The sequence below is a fragment of the Pseudochelatococcus sp. B33 genome (assembly GCF_053570585.1).
Genome location: NZ_JBSEFH010000008.1, coordinates 43,681 through 60,001, shown reverse-complemented (window position 1 = coordinate 60,001; position 16,321 = coordinate 43,681). Strand labels below are relative to the sequence as shown.

12 protein-coding genes are annotated in these 16,321 nt (G+C 66.8%); 6 read left to right on the top strand and 6 right to left on the bottom strand.

Annotated features, from left to right (window positions below; genetic code table 11):
• Positions 1–135 precede the first annotated feature (135 nt).
• The 5 genes from ACUSIJ_RS10465 to ACUSIJ_RS10445 are packed head-to-tail and all read left to right on the top strand — an operon-like array spanning position 136 to position 6,947.
• Positions 136–2,544: a TonB-dependent siderophore receptor gene (locus ACUSIJ_RS10465; protein WP_449308335.1), complete on the top strand. Its 2,409-nt coding sequence runs from the start codon at positions 136–138 to the stop codon at positions 2,542–2,544.
• Entirely contained in the window at positions 2,538–3,422 is an 885-nt protein-coding gene (locus ACUSIJ_RS10460) for an ABC transporter substrate-binding protein (RefSeq protein ID WP_449308334.1), read from the top strand. The genes ACUSIJ_RS10465 and ACUSIJ_RS10460 overlap by 7 nt, the downstream gene beginning before the upstream one ends.
• A gap of 8 nt (positions 3,423–3,430) precedes the next feature.
• Positions 3,431–5,437, top strand: coding sequence for a Fe(3+)-hydroxamate ABC transporter permease FhuB (fhuB, locus tag ACUSIJ_RS10455; RefSeq protein ID WP_449308333.1), 2,007 nt, complete (start codon positions 3,431–3,433; stop codon positions 5,435–5,437).
• Positions 5,434–6,159: a siderophore-iron reductase FhuF gene (fhuF, locus tag ACUSIJ_RS10450; protein ID WP_449308332.1), complete on the top strand. Its 726-nt coding sequence runs from the start codon at positions 5,434–5,436 to the stop codon at positions 6,157–6,159. Before fhuB (ACUSIJ_RS10455) ends, fhuF begins: the two co-directional genes overlap by 4 nt.
• Entirely contained in the window at positions 6,156–6,947 is a 792-nt protein-coding gene (locus ACUSIJ_RS10445) for an ATP-binding cassette domain-containing protein (RefSeq protein ID WP_449308331.1), read from the top strand. The genes fhuF and ACUSIJ_RS10445 overlap by 4 nt, the downstream gene beginning before the upstream one ends.
• Before the next feature lie 69 nt (positions 6,948–7,016).
• Here ACUSIJ_RS10445 and ACUSIJ_RS10440 read toward each other — a convergent pair whose 3' ends face one another.
• Together ACUSIJ_RS10440 and ACUSIJ_RS10435 are read right to left on the bottom strand one after the other, a co-directional pair.
• Positions 7,017–7,886 (bottom strand): phosphosulfolactate synthase, encoded by an 870-nt coding sequence (locus ACUSIJ_RS10440; protein ID WP_449308330.1) that lies wholly within the window; start codon positions 7,884–7,886, stop codon positions 7,017–7,019.
• Between the two features lie 35 nt (positions 7,887–7,921).
• The gene (locus tag ACUSIJ_RS10435) at positions 7,922–9,313 is read right to left on the bottom strand and encodes an MmgE/PrpD family protein (protein ID WP_449308329.1); all 1,392 of its coding nucleotides are present in this window, start codon (positions 9,311–9,313) and stop codon (positions 7,922–7,924) included.
• A gap of 198 nt (positions 9,314–9,511) precedes the next feature.
• Between ACUSIJ_RS10435 and ACUSIJ_RS10430 the strand changes: the two genes are divergently transcribed.
• Positions 9,512–10,018, top strand: a complete 507-nt coding sequence (locus ACUSIJ_RS10430) for a hypothetical protein (protein WP_449308328.1) — start codon at positions 9,512–9,514, stop codon at positions 10,016–10,018.
• A 208-nt stretch (positions 10,019–10,226) separates the two neighbouring features.
• Here ACUSIJ_RS10430 and ACUSIJ_RS10425 read toward each other — a convergent pair whose 3' ends face one another.
• From ACUSIJ_RS10425 to ACUSIJ_RS10410, 4 genes are read right to left on the bottom strand one after another with little or no spacing between them, the layout of a single operon-like run.
• Positions 10,227–10,997, bottom strand: a complete 771-nt coding sequence (locus ACUSIJ_RS10425) for a siderophore-interacting protein (protein ID WP_449308327.1) — start codon at positions 10,995–10,997, stop codon at positions 10,227–10,229.
• Entirely contained in the window at positions 10,994–12,961 is a 1,968-nt protein-coding gene (fhuB, locus tag ACUSIJ_RS10420) for a Fe(3+)-hydroxamate ABC transporter permease FhuB (RefSeq protein WP_449308326.1), read from the bottom strand. The genes ACUSIJ_RS10425 and fhuB (ACUSIJ_RS10420) overlap by 4 nt, the downstream gene beginning before the upstream one ends.
• Entirely contained in the window at positions 12,961–13,842 is an 882-nt protein-coding gene (locus ACUSIJ_RS10415; protein WP_449308325.1) for an ABC transporter substrate-binding protein, read from the bottom strand. The genes fhuB (ACUSIJ_RS10420) and ACUSIJ_RS10415 overlap by 1 nt, the downstream gene beginning before the upstream one ends.
• Complete coding sequence (locus tag ACUSIJ_RS10410) at positions 13,842–16,277, bottom strand: TonB-dependent siderophore receptor (protein WP_449308324.1); 2,436 nt, start codon at positions 16,275–16,277, stop codon at positions 13,842–13,844. The genes ACUSIJ_RS10415 and ACUSIJ_RS10410 overlap by 1 nt, the downstream gene beginning before the upstream one ends.
• Positions 16,278–16,321 lie beyond the last annotated feature (44 nt).

The following is a 16,321-nucleotide window of genomic DNA, read 5'->3' as shown; positions in this document are numbered from 1 at the left end:
CCGTTTGTATCAGCCTTAGGGGCTGACGCGATCGGCATGCTCACGCACGCAAGCCCTCCCGACGATCGACTATGGAGAGGCTTTGATATGGGACACGGGTCCGGGACGTCTGCTGCGAGGGGAATGCGCAAGCGAATGGTGGCTGCAGCCTTGCTGGCGACGGCGGCCATCGCTGCCGGCGCCGTCGTGACGGGCCGCGTCGCCAGTGCGCAAAGCGCTGCGCAGACGTCGTTCAACGTCCCGTCAGGCCCGCTCAGCCGGGCGCTGACGACGTTCGGCCGTCAGGCCGGCCTGCAGGTCACCTACCTTGCGGCCACCACTGCCGGCAAGACGTCGCCCGGTATCTCGGGGCCGGCGACTGCGGAGCAGGCGCTCGCGCGCATTCTTCAGGGGACCGGCCTCGTCTACGCGTTCACGAACGCGACGACGGTCGCGATCTCGCAGCCGCGTGCCGATGCGGGAAGCGTCGCTCCCGACGGCTCGCTCGCGCTGGATACGATCACGGTCGAGGGACAGGGCGAAAGCGCGTGGGGCCCGGTCGACGGCTTCGTGGCGAGGAGAAGCGCCACGGCGACGAAGACCGACACGCCGATCGTCGAGACGCCGCAATCGATTTCCGTCGTGACGCGCGCGCAGGTCGAAGCACAGGGCGCGCGCCGGCTGGAGGAAGCGCTTACCTACACGCCGGGCGTCAACGTCGGTTCCTACGGCTCGAATCCGGAGCAGGACTATGTCTTCCTGAGAGGGTTCCAGAGCCCCTTTCTGATCGACGGCACGCGCCAGTACCGCGACTACATTGTCGGCGCGCAGTTCGGCGTCGAACCCTACGGCTACGAGCGCATCGAAGTGCTGCGCGGGCCCTCGTCCGTGCTCTACGGACAGATCTCTCCCGGCGGCGCGGTCAATCTGGTCAGCAAGCGACCCACATCCGAACCGCGGCGCGAGGTCCAGATGACGGGCGGCTATCCCGGGCGCGCCCAGGCCGCATTCGACCTCAGTGGGCCGATCGACGCCTCGGGCCAGTTCCTCTACCGGCTCACCGGCCTCGGGCGGTTTGCGGAAGGGCAGATGGACTTTCAGGACGACGACCGCCTCTTCATCGCCCCCGCCTTCACCTGGCAGCCGCAGGAGGGGACGCGGCTCACGTTCTTCGGGCATTACCAGCGCGACCGGGGAGCCCTGCGGCCGGTGCCGCTGCCGCCCTACGGCACCCTGTTCCCGAACGTCAACGGCAAGGTGCCGCGGGCGCGTTTCCTCGGCGAGCCGGATTTCGACGCCTTCGAGCGCGACCAGGTGTCCGTCGGCTACGAGTTCGAGCATCGCTTCAACGAAGTCTGGTCGTTCCGGCAGAACCTCCGCTACACGTATGTCGACCAGCTCGAGAATTTCACGCTGGTGGATTTCAACGGGTCGTTCCTTGATGACGGCCGCACGGTGGACCGGGTCGGCTGGCACGATGTCAACAGGATCGGCACGCTGGGCATCGACAATCAGGTGCTGGCCGAGTTCGACACCGGGCCGGTTTCCCACAAGGCGCTGTTCGGTCTCGATTACAGCCGTTCGCGCAGCGACTGGAAGTTCGCCTCGGCGACGATGGATCCGATCGACGCCTTCCTGCCGCGTTACGGTTTGCCGCTCGGTCCGCTCGTTCCCGGCATATCCGAGCTGAAGACGGCAACGCAGGTCGGCTTGTACGCGCAGGACCAGATCGCCCTCGACCGCTGGCGCCTGACGCTCGGCGGCCGTCAGGACTGGGCGGAGGGCACCACCAGGGACCGGCTGTATGGTGGTTCGACGACGCAGAAGGACGACAAATTCACCGGCCGGGTCGGGCTGACCTATCTCTTCGACAGCGGCTTCGCACCCTATGCCAGCTATTCGACGTCGTTCGAGCCCGAGATTGGGCTCGACAGCCAGGGCAACCCCTTCAAGCCCACGACCGCGCAGCAGTACGAGGTTGGCATCAAGTATCAGCCGCCGGGGGCAAACAGCTTTATCGCGGTTTCGGCCTTCGATCTCAAGCGCCAGAATATCCTCACGCGCGACCCCGATGCGGTCGTCTACGCCCAGATCCAGACCGGCGAGGCGCGGGTGCGGGGTATCGAATTCGAGGCAAAGGCGAACCTCGCATCCGGCTTCGACATCATCGGCGCCTATACGTACCTCGATTCGGAGATCACCAAGAGCAACAACGGCGACGAGGGGAAACCCCTGTTCCTCACCCCGCGGCATCAGCTCGCGCTCTGGGGCAGCTACAGCCTTCAGGGCGGGCCGCTTGCGGGACTCGGGCTCGGTGTCGGCGTCCGGTATCGCGGCAAGATGTGGGGATCGAGCCATGAGATCGAGGTCCCGTCGTACACGGTTGTCGACGCATCCGTTTTCTGGGATTTCGGCAAGCTGAACAAGGAATTCGAGGGGCTCAATCTCGTCATCAGCGCCCGCAACCTGCTCGACAAGGACTACATCTCCACCTGCTCGCACTGGGAGGGGTGCTTCTACGGAGAAGGGCGCACCGTGCTCGCGACCCTGAAGTATCAATGGTGACGGGGCCATCGCGGCGAAGCGTCTGCCTCGGGATCGCCGCGTCGTTTCAGGCCGCTGTTCCGACCCTGGCCGTTTCCGCCGGCGGGATGCGGATCGCCGCGCTGGAGCATCGCATCGTGGAAACCGTGCTGGCTCTGGGCGTCACCCCGTTCGCCATGCAGGATCCCTTCAACTACCGCCGCTGGACGGTCGAGCCCGCGCTGCCGTCGGGAGTGCATGACCTCGGCACCGAGCCCGAACCCAATGCCGAGTATCTCGCTGAGTTGCGTCCCGACCTCATCCTGATCCCCTCCGAAAGGAGGGATCTGGTGCGGCTCGGAGCCATCGCGCCGCTGGTGCGGCTGCGCATGACGCCAGCGGAAGGCGTATCCGAATATGATCATTTCGCTGGGCTCGTCGTGCAGGCCGGAGACCTGCTCGACAGGCGGCGGGCGGCGCGGCGGGTGCTCGCCGACGTCGAGGCGGCGGTCGCTCGCGCGGCGGCGCGGCTGACGGCGCATCGGGCGCGGGAACTCTATATCGTGACGTTTGTCGACGAACGGCATGTGTGGGTCTACGGGCGCGCCAACCTGTTCCAGAACGTGCTCGACCGCGTCGGTTTCATCAACGCATGGGACCGGGAGTCCGTCTTCGACGTGGTCGGGATCGAACGGCTGGCGGACAGGCCGCGGGCGTCGCTGCTCTATATCGAAAACAACATGTCCGGACTGCCGGCAGGCCTGTCGCGCAGCCCGCTCTGGCGGGCGCTTCCCTTCGTGCGGGATCGCCGCGTCCACGCGATTGCCTCCGTGTCTCCCTTCGGCGCGTTGCCGACCGCCGGGCGGTTCTCGCGGCTGTTCGCCGATGCTCTGGGCAGCAGGGCTGCAGGACATGGGTGAGGCAGGATATGGGTGAGGCAGGTTCGACAGTATCGGGATCCGCCGTGCGCTCTCCCGCGGCGGCAGCGGCGGTTCTCTGTCTGCTGGCGGTGCTGCTCACCGCCGGCAATCTCGCGCGCGAACTGGAGCCCGCGCTGTGGTGGCAGGCGCTGGCGCATCCCCACCCGGACGACATGCGCGAACTGGTGTTTCACTACGCGGCAATGCCCCGCCTCGCCGTCGCCCTGCTCGCCGGGGCGACACTGGCATTCGCCGGCGCCATTCTTCAGCAGGCGCTCGCCAATCCGCTGGCGGAGCCGGGAACGCTGGGCATTTCCGCCGGCAGCTATCTGGCGCTGGCGGTCATCCTGCTGGCGGCACCCGGAACGGGACCGGCGGGGCGCGAGCTGGCGGCGCTGGGCGGAGCCCTGGTGGCGGTCCTGTTCGTCCTCGGTCTTGCGGCGCGGCGGGGCGGTTCTCCGCTGACATTGATCCTCGCCGGGCTTGTCGCGGGTCTCGCCTGCTCGGTGGCGGGAAACGTGCTGCTGCTCTTCAACCACCGCTACCTGACGAACCTGTTCGTCTGGGGCTCCGGCGCCCTTCAGCAGAACGACTGGAGCGTCGTTGCGTCGCTCGCGGCCAAGGTCGTGCTCACCGCGCTGCCCATCTTGCTCCTGCTGCGGCCGCTGATCCTGCTCGGAATCGACGGCGGGGCTGCGTGGGCGCTCGGTCTCTCACCCGCCGTGACCCGCTCCGCTGCCGTCGCCCTGGCGGCTGCGCTTGCGGCTTACGTGACGGTGTCGGTTGGCGTGATCGCCTTCATCGGCCTCGCCGCGCCGGCGCTCGCGCGCCTCACGGGCGCGCGCACCCTGCCGCAGCAACTTCTCTGGGCGCCGGTCATCGGCGCGGCGCTGCTTGCTCTTGCCGACGCAGCCGTCCTCGCCGCCACGCCGCTTGTGGGCGCCGTGCCGACCGGCGCCGCCACGGCGCTGCTCGGGGCGCCGCTTCTCATCCTGCTCGGAAGAGGTTCCCTGCGGCGCGGCCTGCCTCAGCCGGCGGAGCCCGCAGAGCGGCGCCGTGGGATTGCCCGTCTCTTTGCTGCGGTTGCGGTCGCTTTCATGCTGGCCGTCGTCGTGGCGTCGATGCTGGGGCGTACCGGTGCCGGATGGCGCTGGGCCGACCTTGCCGGCCTGGAGGCGCTGCTGCCGTGGCGGGCTCCGCGTGTCGGCGCTGCGATGGGCTGTGGTGCAATTCTGGCCGTCGGCGGCGTGATCATGCAGCGCCTGCTGAGAAATCCGATGGCTGCGCCCGAACTGACGGGTGTGAGCGCCGGCGCCGCGTGCGGCGTGATCCTCGCCCTGCTGCTGACATCCGACGCAGGACGCCTCACGCAGATGGCGGCGGGAACCTGCGGCGCGCTCGCGGTGCTCGCCGCCATGGCAGCCATCGGCCTGCGCACGGCGTTCGCGCCCGAGCGCCTCCTTCTTGCCGGTGTTGCGATGACGACGGGTCTTTCCGCATTCGTGTCCGTGCTGCTCGCAACCGGCGATCCACGCCTCGCGGACCTCATCACGTGGATGGCCGGTTCCACCTATGGCGCAGGGCCAACGGAGGCGGCACTCTCGCTGGGGACGGCGGCGGCGCTCGTCGCGACGCTGCCCTTTCTCGCGCGCTGGCTCGAGATCGTGCCGCTGGGTGACGACACGGCGCGGGCGCTCGGAATCGGCCTCTCTCACTGCCGGGCCATTCTGATGCTTGTCAGTGCGGCGGCGGCGGCCGTCGCGACACTGATCATCGGTCCGCTGACCTTCGTCGGCCTGCTCGCCCCCCATCTCGTGCGCGCCCTCGGCGTTCACCGGGCCTTGCCACAGGCGTTGCTCGCGGCGCTGACAGGGGCCACGATCATGGTGCTCGCCGACTGGATCGGCCGGCAGGCAGCGTTTCCGCGGCAGATCCCTGCCGGCCTGATGGCAACGGCGGTCGGGAGCCCGGTTCTGCTGTGGCTGTTGTGGCGCGGCGGGAGGACGTCGGCTTGATCGAGGCATTGCAGCCTTGTTTTACCGGCAACCTGACGTGGTTTGGCGACCGTATCGCGTTGTCGGGGGAGCGTGAGCCCACGCTCGCGGCGGCGGAACTGCTGGAGCCGCCAACCGCCCGCCGGGTCATCGGCGGTTTTGCCGCAGCCTATTCCGACTGCGATCGGCGCGCCGTCGTTTCGCTCTGGGCGCAATGGTACTTCGCGGCGCTCGTGATACCCTGCGTCGTGGCAGCGGTTCGCCTCGGGCGGCAACTTCCTGTCGGTATCGATGAGGTCGGCATCGCTCTCGGCGACGATGCGCTGCCCGATGCGGTCGTCCTCCACCATGCGGGCAATATTGCGCCGCACAGCACGGCGTCGGTGTTTCCGATGCTTGTCGGAGGTCACGTCGAGCCGCTCATCGATTCGCTCTGTACGGTATTTGCCGTTGCTCCCCGCCTGCTGTGGAGCAATGCCGCGACGGTGCTGGAATGGACCCTCACCCAGACGGAAGCGGGACCGATCGCGGACGAAGCCTGCCTCGCGGAAGGTCGCCGCCTTGTTTCCGAACGAACGCTTGCGAACGGCTTCGCCAGTCCTCTATATCAACCGGTCCGCTATGTGCTGGAGGGTGGCGTCCGCGTCCGCCGCCGGAAGGTGTGCTGTTTGCGCTATCTGTTGAGGGGCGAGGAGCATTGCGGCAGCCTTTGTCCACTACCCGCGATCAGGAGGAATGCATGACGGCAGCGGCAGACAGGATGCTGTTCGAACTGGAGGCGGCATCCTTCGGCATAGGCGGTCGCACGCTTCTGGAGCCGCTGACGCTCGCGCTGCCGTCGCAGGAGATAGTCGGCCTCATCGGCCACAACGGCTCAGGCAAGTCGACGCTGCTGAAGCTTCTGGCGCGTCACCTGCCTCTGTCGGGCGGGACCATCCGTTTCAGGGGGCGGCTGCTGCCGGAGTGGGGCAACCGGGAATTCGCCCGCAAGGTCGCCTACCTGCCGCAGCACCCGCCGCCGGCCGCCGGCATGCTGACGAAGGAGCTCGTCGCGCTGGGCCGCTATCCGTGGCATGGCGCGCTCGGCCGGTTCGGCAAGACCGACCGCGAGAAGGTCGAGGAAGCGATCGCATTGACGGGGGTCACGGCCTTTGCCGACCGGCTCGTCGACACCCTGTCGGGTGGAGAGCGCCAGCGCGTCTGGCTCGCCATGCTGATGGCGCAGGATCCGGAATGCCTGCTGCTGGACGAACCGATCTCCGCGCTCGACATCAACCATCAGATGGAGGTCATGTCCCTGGTGCGGCGATTGTCGCATGACAGGCAGCTCAGCGTGATCGTCGTTCTGCACGACGTGAACGTCGTCGCGCGTTTCTGCGACAGCGTCATTGCCCTGCAATCCGGAGCGATGATTGCCGCGGGCTCTCCCGGACATATCATGACTTCGAACGAGCTGAAGCGCATCTATGGCATCGACATGACCGTGCTGACCCATCCGAATACCGGCGCTCCGGTGGCCATTCCATGCTGAGCCGCTCAAACCGAAAAGGCGCTCCGGCAGAGATGTCCGGAGCGCTGGCCTGAAGCCGAAGGAAGCGGCTCAGCGATGCGTGGTGATGCGGCCGAAGGTGCTCTTCGTGCCCCAGATGCCGCGGCGCAGGCATTCGAGCTGGAAGATCTGGCTGTGGTCGACGAACAGGTTGACGTCGATGCCGTAGTTCTTGACGTACCACTCGAACACCTTGGGATCGGCCGCCTCGAACATGACGTGCGCCTGCCCGACTTCCTTCATGATCTTGGCCGCGACATCGGTGCGCCACGGGTCGGCGTTCTCGGTGATGCCCTCCGATTCGATCATGATGATATCCGCGCCGGCGTCGAGCGCCGCCCGCGCGGTGTCGATGAGGATCTGCGGATCGCGCGTGCCCTCCGCCTCCAGTTCCTCCTGCGAGGTGTCGCCGCCGGCGCCGAACTGGATGCCGATCTCGGGCTTCGCCTTGAGGCCCGCCTTCTTCACCTTCTCGACGAGGCGCAGCAGGTCCGGCACCGGCAGCTGGATGAAGCCCGTCGACAGCTCGATGTAGTCGAAGCCGAGCCGCTTCACCTCGGCGATGTAGTCATCGACGTGATGGGCGGCGCGCGCGAGCACATTCTCGATCCAGCCGCCGGTCGAGACGTAGATGCCGGCGTCGTGGGCGATGGCAATGTATTTCTTCACCGCCTCCTCGGGCAGCAGCGAGAACGACCCGCCGGCGAACTTGAGGCCGTCGATATGTTCGCCGAAGACCTCGAACAGCTCCTTGAGATAGGTCGGCGTGACCGAGGCGTAGTACGGCCCGCGGATCTCGGTGATCGATTGCGTGCGCGGCTTCGGCTCGCGGTCGTTCATCGGCACGAAGGGGAAGAGGCGGTTCTTCCACACTTCGGATTGCTCCCGGGACTGCTCGCGAACGGGTTCTTCATGGCTCATGACGGTCTCCTTCGTCGGTTCGGGAAAGTCAGAAATCAGACGTTGAGGTTCGCGAGGATGGTCGCGAAGTCGCGGATGCGCAGCTTCTCGATGTTCTGCACCGCGTCGACGATCGACGTGCGGGCGCGCTCCGACGTGAACGGCGCAGCGAGGCCGTTGAACTTGGCGATCACCGTTTCCCAGCTCATGGGACGGGTGCGGAAGCCCTCGTAATCCGCCTTGTCGATGGAGAACTTCCTGCCGTCCTTCAGCGTCACGGTGATGGTCGTTGCGACCTCCTGCGGGAAGCGGTCCGTGTATTCCTGGCTGGGGCGCACGGTGAAGCGCTTCAGCAGGCCCTGGATGTCGTCGCGCAGGATGCGTTCGGGCTCGTACTGCGCGGGCAGGACGTTGCCGTCGATCAGCGCCACGCCGACCATGTATTGCAGCGAGTGGTCGGCTTCCTCCTTGGTGCGGATGATGGTCTTGTCGCCTTCCTCGCCGCCGCCGATGATGTGATAGGCGACGTCGAAGATGTCGATCTCGATGCGTTCGATCTCCTCGGCCTTGAAACCGTGCTGCGCCTGCAGTTCCAGCGCGCCCTCGATAGAGGATTGCGAGTGGATCTCGGCGTTGTATTTCTTGATGATCGATTGCTTGACGTTCTCCAGATCCTCTTTCGACCAGTCGATCTCGAACGGGCCGGCGATCGCCTCCTTGAAGCCCTTGTTGCCCTCGAACACTTCCTCCGGCCCGGTGATGCCGCGATAGGCGAGGAAGGCCGCGTGCGTGCCCACGAAGGCGGTGTTGGGGTAGGCGAGACCCTTCCAGTGCGACAGCGCGCCCGTGCGCGTCACGCGCAGCGCGTTGTTGCAGGTGCCGCTGATGGCGATGGCGTTCGCCGTCTTCTCGGCATCGAGCCGCAACGCCCGTGCGACGCCGGCGGCTACCGCGTAGGCGCCCTGCACGGTGTGGTCGAAGCCCTTGGCGCGCACGGGTGCGACGTCGCACAGCCGCCCCTGCACCTGATAGGCAACGGCGAGCGCCGCGAGGAATCCGTCGCCGTCCTGATCGGCATATTCGGAGGCCGCGAGCACGGCGCCGAGATTGTCGCTCTGATGGCAAGTCTCGCCCTTGGCGAGATAGCTGTCCATGAAGTCGAGATAGCGGACCAGCGCGCCGTTGTAGAAGGCCGCGCGGTCGGGGGCCGTCTTGCCGCCGCCGATCAGCGTGGCATGCGGATTGCCGCCGAAATCCTCCACGTGGGTGCGGATATACTTGATGGGCTCGCCGTCGAGCGCGCCGATTGCGACGCCGACACTGTCGAGGATGCGCTTTTTCAGTTCATCGCGGGCCTCGGCGGATAGCGCGCCAGCATCCGCAGATGCGACGAAGCGGCCGAGGCGGCGGACCTCGGTGTCTTTCGGATCGGAACCGTGGGCAGTCATCTTCTCTCCTTGCACCGCTAGCGAAAATGCAAAACAATGTAATAATTCCAGAAAAATCTCATCTGGAATTATTATTTATTTATGATTGACTCTATCGACCGCTGTTATTGCGAGTCGCATCGTTATTTGCTTATGTATTCAGAGTCAATCACCGATATGTATATTTGATTTTCTATAAATCAATGAATGGGGTTAACGATGAGCTGGTCTGAATACGGAGAAGCGGATCGCACGGACGGCCTTGCCGGCGCTGAACCGGAGAGAGAAGCGATCGGTTTCTCCGATCTGGAGCCGGATGAAGCGCTCCTGGTGTCGCTGTTTCGGGGCTGGCGCTACGGCGCGCCCACGGCAGCAATCGCGGCGCACATGGTGGCTATTCGCCTGCGGCGTCTCGATTATTATCAGTATACGGATCTATTCCTGGATGTGTTCAAAAGCATTGGACCGGACCACACCGTTTGCCCGCAACAGATCGAGGATCCTCTGTTGGCCCCGGAGGAGGAAGCGCTCATCGGGCACATGGCGGCGCTGCTGGGTCGGCCGGAAGGCGCCGCCGGGGCGCAGCCGTCCTCCCGACAGCCCATGCGGCGACCGTTCAGCGTGCGCCCGGTGGAGGCCATCGCCCGCTCCGGCCGCGACCGTCTGGAAATGATGATCGCCCGAAGCTATCGCCTCGTTTACACCCGCCTGCCAGCGGATTTCTGACATCCCGGCGTTCGCGGCGGACACCCCTGTCGCCTGCCGCATGAATGAAACTGTCGCCAAGCGCGCTTCCCCGGGGCGCGCTCACCCGCGCCGTCTATCCGGGCTGGCGCCCGTCTTCCTCCTGACGGAGGAGAAGGACGATCCCCACGGCCACTGCAAAACCGGGACCATGTTCAGTTTACGGGTTCCCGCCTCATGTTTCAATATATCAGTCCGTCTGCTTATGGTTCCCTGCTCGCCAGTAGGGCACGCAGATCCTGCGTGTCTTGGCGATCGCCTTCAGCGGCGCGAGCAGCGCCTCGTAAGCGGCGAATTCACCCGCGATCCAGACGAAATGGTCCCTGATTCCGGCCGCCGTCGCCGTGATTGCCTGCGAGACCGTTGCAACGAAACCACCGCACCCGTCTTGCCTGCTGCGATACAGCCATCGGCAGGAAAGGCCGGGCGGCATGGAAAGCGGCAGCCGGTCTTCGGGTGTATCGACCTCGATGACGATGTCCCCCGTTGCACCCGCGGGCAGGGCTTCCGCGATGCGCGCGATGGCCGGAAGGGCGGTCTCGTCGCCGGCAAGCAGATAGCGCCGCGCCGGTTTGACTCCGAGGCCGCAAGGCCCCGACATCCCGCAGATATCGCCGATCCGGGCCGCGTGGGCAAAATCTCCGGCAGGACCGGGAGCTTCGTGCAGGACGAAATCGATGTCGACCCACCCCGCCGCGGCGTCGATCCGGCGGATCGTATAATAGCGGGTCGCCACGGCCACGGGATCGATGGCTTCCAGTGGCCGCCCGGCGCGTCCGGATATCGGCGGCCTTGACGCATCTCCCGGACGGTTCGGGATATGGAGCCGGACATGCAGATTGGCGTCGGTGTCGAAACGCCGCAGATTGTCGCCTTCGAGGCGCAGGCGCTGCATGCGCGGCGCGATGCGCTGCGTGTCAGCAACCCGCATCCAGCGGAAATCCTCTTCATCGCGGATCATCGGTTCCTCGCGATCAGGACCAGCAGGAAGGGGCCGCCCACGACCGCGGCGAACAGGCCGGCCGGGACCTGGAAGGGAAAGATCAGGTTGCGTCCGAGCCAATCGGCCGTGAGCAGGATGAGGCCGCCAAGCAACGCCGCCGCGGCGAGGTGCGTGCCGGCGCGCTGGAAACCGGCGAGGCGGGCGAGATGCGGCCCCATCAGCCCCGCGAAGCTGAGCGGCCCGACGAGGATCGTGGCGGCGGCGGTCAGCACGGCGGACAAGGCATAGAGGACGCCACGCGAAAGCGTGAGCGGCATGCCCGCCGCGCTCGCGGTCGTTGTGCCGAGCGGCAGCAGGTCGAGCCAGCGCCGCAGCGCCGGCAGCAGCAGCAGCGCGGCCAGCAGGAGCGCCGCGCTCGCCCCGGCCTCGGCCGGCCGCACTGCGTAGGTCGAGCCCGACATCCAGGCGAGCACCTGTCCGAGCCGCGGATCCTGCGCCGCCATCAGCACGGCCATGACGAAGCCGGAGACGGAACCGAGGGTGATGCCGATCAGCAGCAGCCTTTCACCGGCGAAATCGGGCCGCCGCGACAGCGCCAGCATGAGCAGCAGCACAGCCATCGCCCCGCCCGAGCCGGCCAGGATCTGGTCGGTTCGTGTCGGGGCGGGCGCGGCGAGCAGCAGGGCAACCGTGCCGAGCATGGCGCCGGAGGATACGCCGAGCACCTCCGGCGAGGCCAGCGGGTTGCCGCTCATCCGCTGCAGCACCGCGCCGGCCAGCGCCAGCATCGCGCCGCCCGCGAAGGCGGCGAGCACGCGCGGACCGCGCCATCCGAGCAGATGCGCGTACGCGTCTCCCAAAGCGAGAGACCAGCCCTCCGGCCCTTGCCCGAGAGCCGTCGCCAGCCAGGCCGCACCGGGAACGAGCATCACTAGGATCAGGATGGCGGCGAGCGGATTGCCGAGCCGGAATACCGGGGCGGCTTCCGCCAGTTGCGGCGGCGCCATCAGCTTGAGCCTGCGGATCAGCAGGAAGAGAAGCGGCGCTCCGAGCAGCGCGGTGACCGCACCCGTCGGGAACAGGCGATAGGTGACCGGCAGGCCGAGGACGAGCTGGTCCGTCGCCAGCAGCAGCAGCGCCCCGATCACACCCGACCACAGCAGGAGAGGCCCGGTTTGCCGCACGCCGCAGGCCCGCGCCAGCGTTGGTGCGGCAAGGCCGACGAAGCCGATGACGCCGACTGAGGCCGTCACCGTCGCGGTGAGGGCCGCGGCGGCGATCAGGGCCGCGAGCCGATAGGCCGCCAGCGGCAGGCCGAGGCTGCGCGCGCTCTCGTCGTTCAGGGCAAGCAGCGTCAGCGGGCGCAGGAGCAGGAGCGCGATGCCGCTAGCGACGAGGAGCCTCGGCGCGAGGAAGCGGGCATCGCCCCAATCCTGCTGATCGAGATGGCCCGCGCCCCACAGAAAGAGCCCGACCAGGAAGTCGTGGTTGAACAGCGTCAGCACCGCGCTGACGGCGCCGCAATACAGGCTGACGATCATGCCGGCGAGCGTCACCGTGACGGGCGAGAGCCCGCGCCGCCACGCGAGGGCGAGGATCGCGGCGAGCGCGGCGCCGGCCCCGGCGAAGGCGACCCACTCGCGCTGCGACAGCGCGGCGGGAAACCACAATGTCGCGACAGCCATCGCGAGATAGGCACCGGCTGAGATGCCGAGCGTCGCCGGCTCCGCCAGCGGGTTGCGCAGGATGCGCTGCAGGATGGTGCCCGACAGGCCGAGCGCGCCGCCTGCCATCAGTGCGACGGCGATGCGCGGCAGAACGGTGTAGTGCAGCAGCATCTCGCCAGTCATGTCCGGATCCGGGGCGAGGACGGCGACGAAGCCCGTTCCCGGCGGCAGCAGGGCCGCGATGTTGCGCATCGCCGCGAGAGCGGCGAGGGCTGCCAATGCGAGCGCCGGCCAGAGCGGCGTGGAAAGCCGCATCAGGCGCCCCCCGGCGCCAGAGCCTGGGCGGCGAGGCGGGCGAAACGCAGCGCGGGCGGCAGTCCGCCATAGAAAAGCACGTCGGGGACAAGGGCGATCCTGCCCTCACGCACGAAAGGAAGGCTCGCCACGACGGGGGATGCGAGCAGGCTTTGAACCGCGGCCCGGCTGCTGTCGCCGACGCAGAGCAGCCGGGCTTCCGGGCGCTGCGCGAGACGATCCGCGCTCACCGTCGCATGGCCGAACCGGGACGTGGAGCCTTCCCAAGCGTTCTCGATGCCGAACCGGTCGAGCACCGCCTGAAACAGGCTGTTGCGCCCGAAGACGAGAAGGCGGCGCCCGTCGATGATCGTCGCGATATAGAGCGGCCGTCCATCATAGGCGCGCAGGCGCTCGGCCGCCGCGCGCAAGCCGTCGTCGACCGAGCTGACGAAAGTCGCGAAAGCCCCCCGAACGCCCAGAACGTCGGCCAGTTGCTGCAGTCTTTCGCGTGCATGGCCCAGCTTGTCGGCTTCACCAAATCCGTTCGGATCGAAGCTCAGCACCGGGGCGATGCGGGACACGCGTTCGCGCAGCAGCTCGAATTCAGGTTCGATCAGGATGAAATCCGGCTTCAGCCGGTCGGCAAGTTCGAGATTGGGTTCCGCGCGCAGCCCGAGTTCGTGCACCTGCGCCGGCGCCGCGGGCTCCACCACGAGCCGGGCGTAGCGCTCCAGTTCCGGCATCGCGAGCGGCGTAACGCCGAGAGCGAGCAGATTCTGCCCGCTCACCCAGTCGAACGTCACCACGGCCGGCCGCCCCGATGCACCGGCGAGCCTCGGCAGGGCAGCGAGAGCCGCCCCGCCGAGCAGAGCCCGACGCGAGACCGTGCAGCGGCCCATCAGAACTTCATCTGGGCAGACACTGCCACCGTGCGCGGCGCGCCCAGATAGTAGCTGTTCTGCCAGTAGCTCTTGTCAGCCACGTTGCTGACATTGACGCGCAACGTCAGGGGGTTGCCAAAGGCCTCGGTGGCGTAGCGCATGCCAAGATCGACGGTGGTATAGGACTTCAGCCGATCGTCGTTGAGATTATTCGCCCATTGCCGGCCCGTGTGATAGACGCCGCCCGTGAGGAAGAGGCCGCGCACCCAGGGCAATTCGTATTCGGCATAGAGCTTGGCCAGCACCGGGGCCACGTTCATCGGCGTCTTGCCGTCGTAAGTGCCGCCCTCGATCTCGGCGTCGAGCAGCGTCAGGCCACCGACGACGGTCAGGCCGTCCGTCACCTTGCCGGTCGCCGTGAACTCGAAGCCGCGATGCCGCTGGCGGCCGTCCTGCGTGTAGATGCCGTTCAGGTCCTCGAATTCGTAAGCCTTCTCGATGTCGAACAGCGCCGCGGTCAGCAGGACGCCACCGACCTCGGCCTTGGCGCCGACCTCGTATTGATGGCTGACCATGGGCGCCATCACGGTTCCGTAGTTGAGCGAGGTGCTCGGCGCGATGCCGCCTTGCTCGAGACCTTCGATGTAGCTGCCATAGAGCGTCAGCCAGGGCACGGGCTTGAACAGCAGCGAGGCCGAGGGCGACCAGCGGCCCTGATTGTAGTCGGGCTGCGCCCTCACGCCGTCCTCCTCGAACGCGCGGGTATTGATGCGGCTGTAGGTCACGCCGAGCAGCGCCGACCATTGGTCGTTGAACTCGATCTGGTCGCCGATGACGAAGTTGTGGTTCCGCACATAGCCCGATTTGTAGGGAGCGCCGAGGTTGAGCGGAAATATCGGCTCGGGCACGTGCAGCGGCCGCGTCATCGGAAACGGGCCTACCCAGCCGGTATTCGGGTTATAAGGCGTCCCCCAGGCCCTGTCGGAATACATGTGGTAGCCGATCGTCAGCTTGTGCTGGACCGAGAAGGTATCGAACTTGACGTCGGCGAATGCCTGGGCGGCATCGAATTCGTTCTTCGTCTCGCCGGAGCGGATGGCGATCTGATAATATTCCCCCGGGTCCCTGACCGAGTTCATCGTGTGGTCCTGCACCGGCCGGTTGAACCATTCCCGGGCATAGGCGGCCCGCAGGGTGATGTTGTCGTTCAGTTCGTAGTTCAGCCGGGCCGCGAGGCGGGTCTTCTCGATCTCGTCCCGGATCCAGGGCTGGCTCCAGTTCCTGCTCGCGTCCGGCGCGCGGCCGTGCGGCACACCGGCGCGGAAGGTCCAGTACGACGAGGGCACGTCTATGTCGTACCGGCTGTGCGACGCGTTGAATTCCAGCTTCAGCCGGTCGGTGATCTGCCAGTCGAAGGCGCCGCTGACGAGCAGGCGATCGATCTTCTGGTCGTCGATCGCGGTCGGCCCGCCCTCCTTGACGACGTTGAGCCGATATCCGGCGGTGCCGGCGTCGTCGATGCGTCCGCCGAAATCTCCATGCACATAGGCCTGTCCCGCGCCATAGGTGCCGAGCGTCACGCTGTTGAGGCGCTCGAAGGTCGGGCGCTTGTAGACATAGTTGATCATGCCCGCCGGTGCGGCCGCCCCGTAGAGAAAGCCGGAAAGGCCGGTCAGGACCTCGATCCGCTCCTTGTCCTCGAGACTGGTGGCGTGGCTGTAGGAGCGGCGCAAACCGTCCTCGGCCGTGTCGTATGTGGTGAAGCCGCGCATGTTCACCATGGGGGCCCAGCCGGAAATCTGCGGTGTTTGCGTCCGGGTGTAGGGATTGACCTTGAAGACGTCGTCCGGTGACTGCGCCTGGATGTTCTGGATCAGCTCGCGCGGCGTCACGCTGATGGAGAACGGCGTATCCTTGAGCGCGACCGGTCCCAGCGGACCGAGCGACGAGACGGTGCCGACACGGTATCCGTCTCTGGCAAGACCGTCATTCTGCAGCGTCGCCGTCAGGTTCTCTCCCTGGACCGTGATCGTGTCGAGGACAATCGAGCCATCGGCGCCGATGCTGCCGCCGGGCGCGGTCGTGACGTCCAGGATCGTGACCGTGTTGGCATCCGTGAAGGTGTAGCGCAGGCCCGAGCCCGCGAGCAGGCGGGAGATCGCCTCTTCCGTCGTCATCGTTCCCTGTACGGTCGGGGCGGTCGTGCCGGAGGCGATGGCGGTCCTGTAAGCGATCTGGACGCCAGCCTGGTCGGCGAGCGCGCGCAGCGCGCTGTTGAGGGGCTGGCCCGGAATGTTGAAGCTGTGCACACGAGCCGTCTGGGCGGCGGCGTGCCCGACCGGCAGGAGGGCGGGGAACGTGCCAAGACAGAGCGCCGTGCTCATCATCAAGGTCGTCAGCAGCCGGCGGTGAGCACACCGGGAAACAGCCCGTCCAGCTCTTGTGTCCGTCATCGAAATCTCAACCCTCTCTGGCAAAAACGGCCCGGATCGGGCCC

Bases quoted from the DNA above. Each gene is read 5' to 3' on its own strand.
- ACUSIJ_RS10460 (WP_449308334.1), top strand. From the start codon at position 2,538: ATGGTGACGGGGCCATCGCGGCGAAGCGTCTGCCTCGGGATCGCCGCG.
- ACUSIJ_RS10425 (WP_449308327.1), bottom strand. From the start codon at position 10,997: ATGATCCGCGATGAAGAGGATTTCCGCTGGATGCGGGTTGCTGACACG.
- fhuB (WP_449308326.1), bottom strand. From the start codon at position 12,961: ATGCGGCTTTCCACGCCGCTCTGGCCGGCGCTCGCATTGGCAGCCCTC.
- ACUSIJ_RS10465 (WP_449308335.1), top strand. From the start codon at position 136: ATGGTGGCTGCAGCCTTGCTGGCGACGGCGGCCATCGCTGCCGGCGCC.
- fhuB (WP_449308333.1), top strand. From the start codon at position 3,431: ATGGGTGAGGCAGGTTCGACAGTATCGGGATCCGCCGTGCGCTCTCCC.
- ACUSIJ_RS10435 (WP_449308329.1), bottom strand. From the start codon at position 9,313: ATGACTGCCCACGGTTCCGATCCGAAAGACACCGAGGTCCGCCGCCTC.
- ACUSIJ_RS10410 (WP_449308324.1), bottom strand. From the start codon at position 16,277: ATGACGGACACAAGAGCTGGACGGGCTGTTTCCCGGTGTGCTCACCGC.
- ACUSIJ_RS10445 (WP_449308331.1), top strand. From the start codon at position 6,156: ATGACGGCAGCGGCAGACAGGATGCTGTTCGAACTGGAGGCGGCATCC.
- ACUSIJ_RS10415 (WP_449308325.1), bottom strand. From the start codon at position 13,842: ATGGGCCGCTGCACGGTCTCGCGTCGGGCTCTGCTCGGCGGGGCGGCT.
- ACUSIJ_RS10430 (WP_449308328.1), top strand. From the start codon at position 9,512: ATGAGCTGGTCTGAATACGGAGAAGCGGATCGCACGGACGGCCTTGCC.
- ACUSIJ_RS10440 (WP_449308330.1), bottom strand. From the start codon at position 7,886: ATGAGCCATGAAGAACCCGTTCGCGAGCAGTCCCGGGAGCAATCCGAA.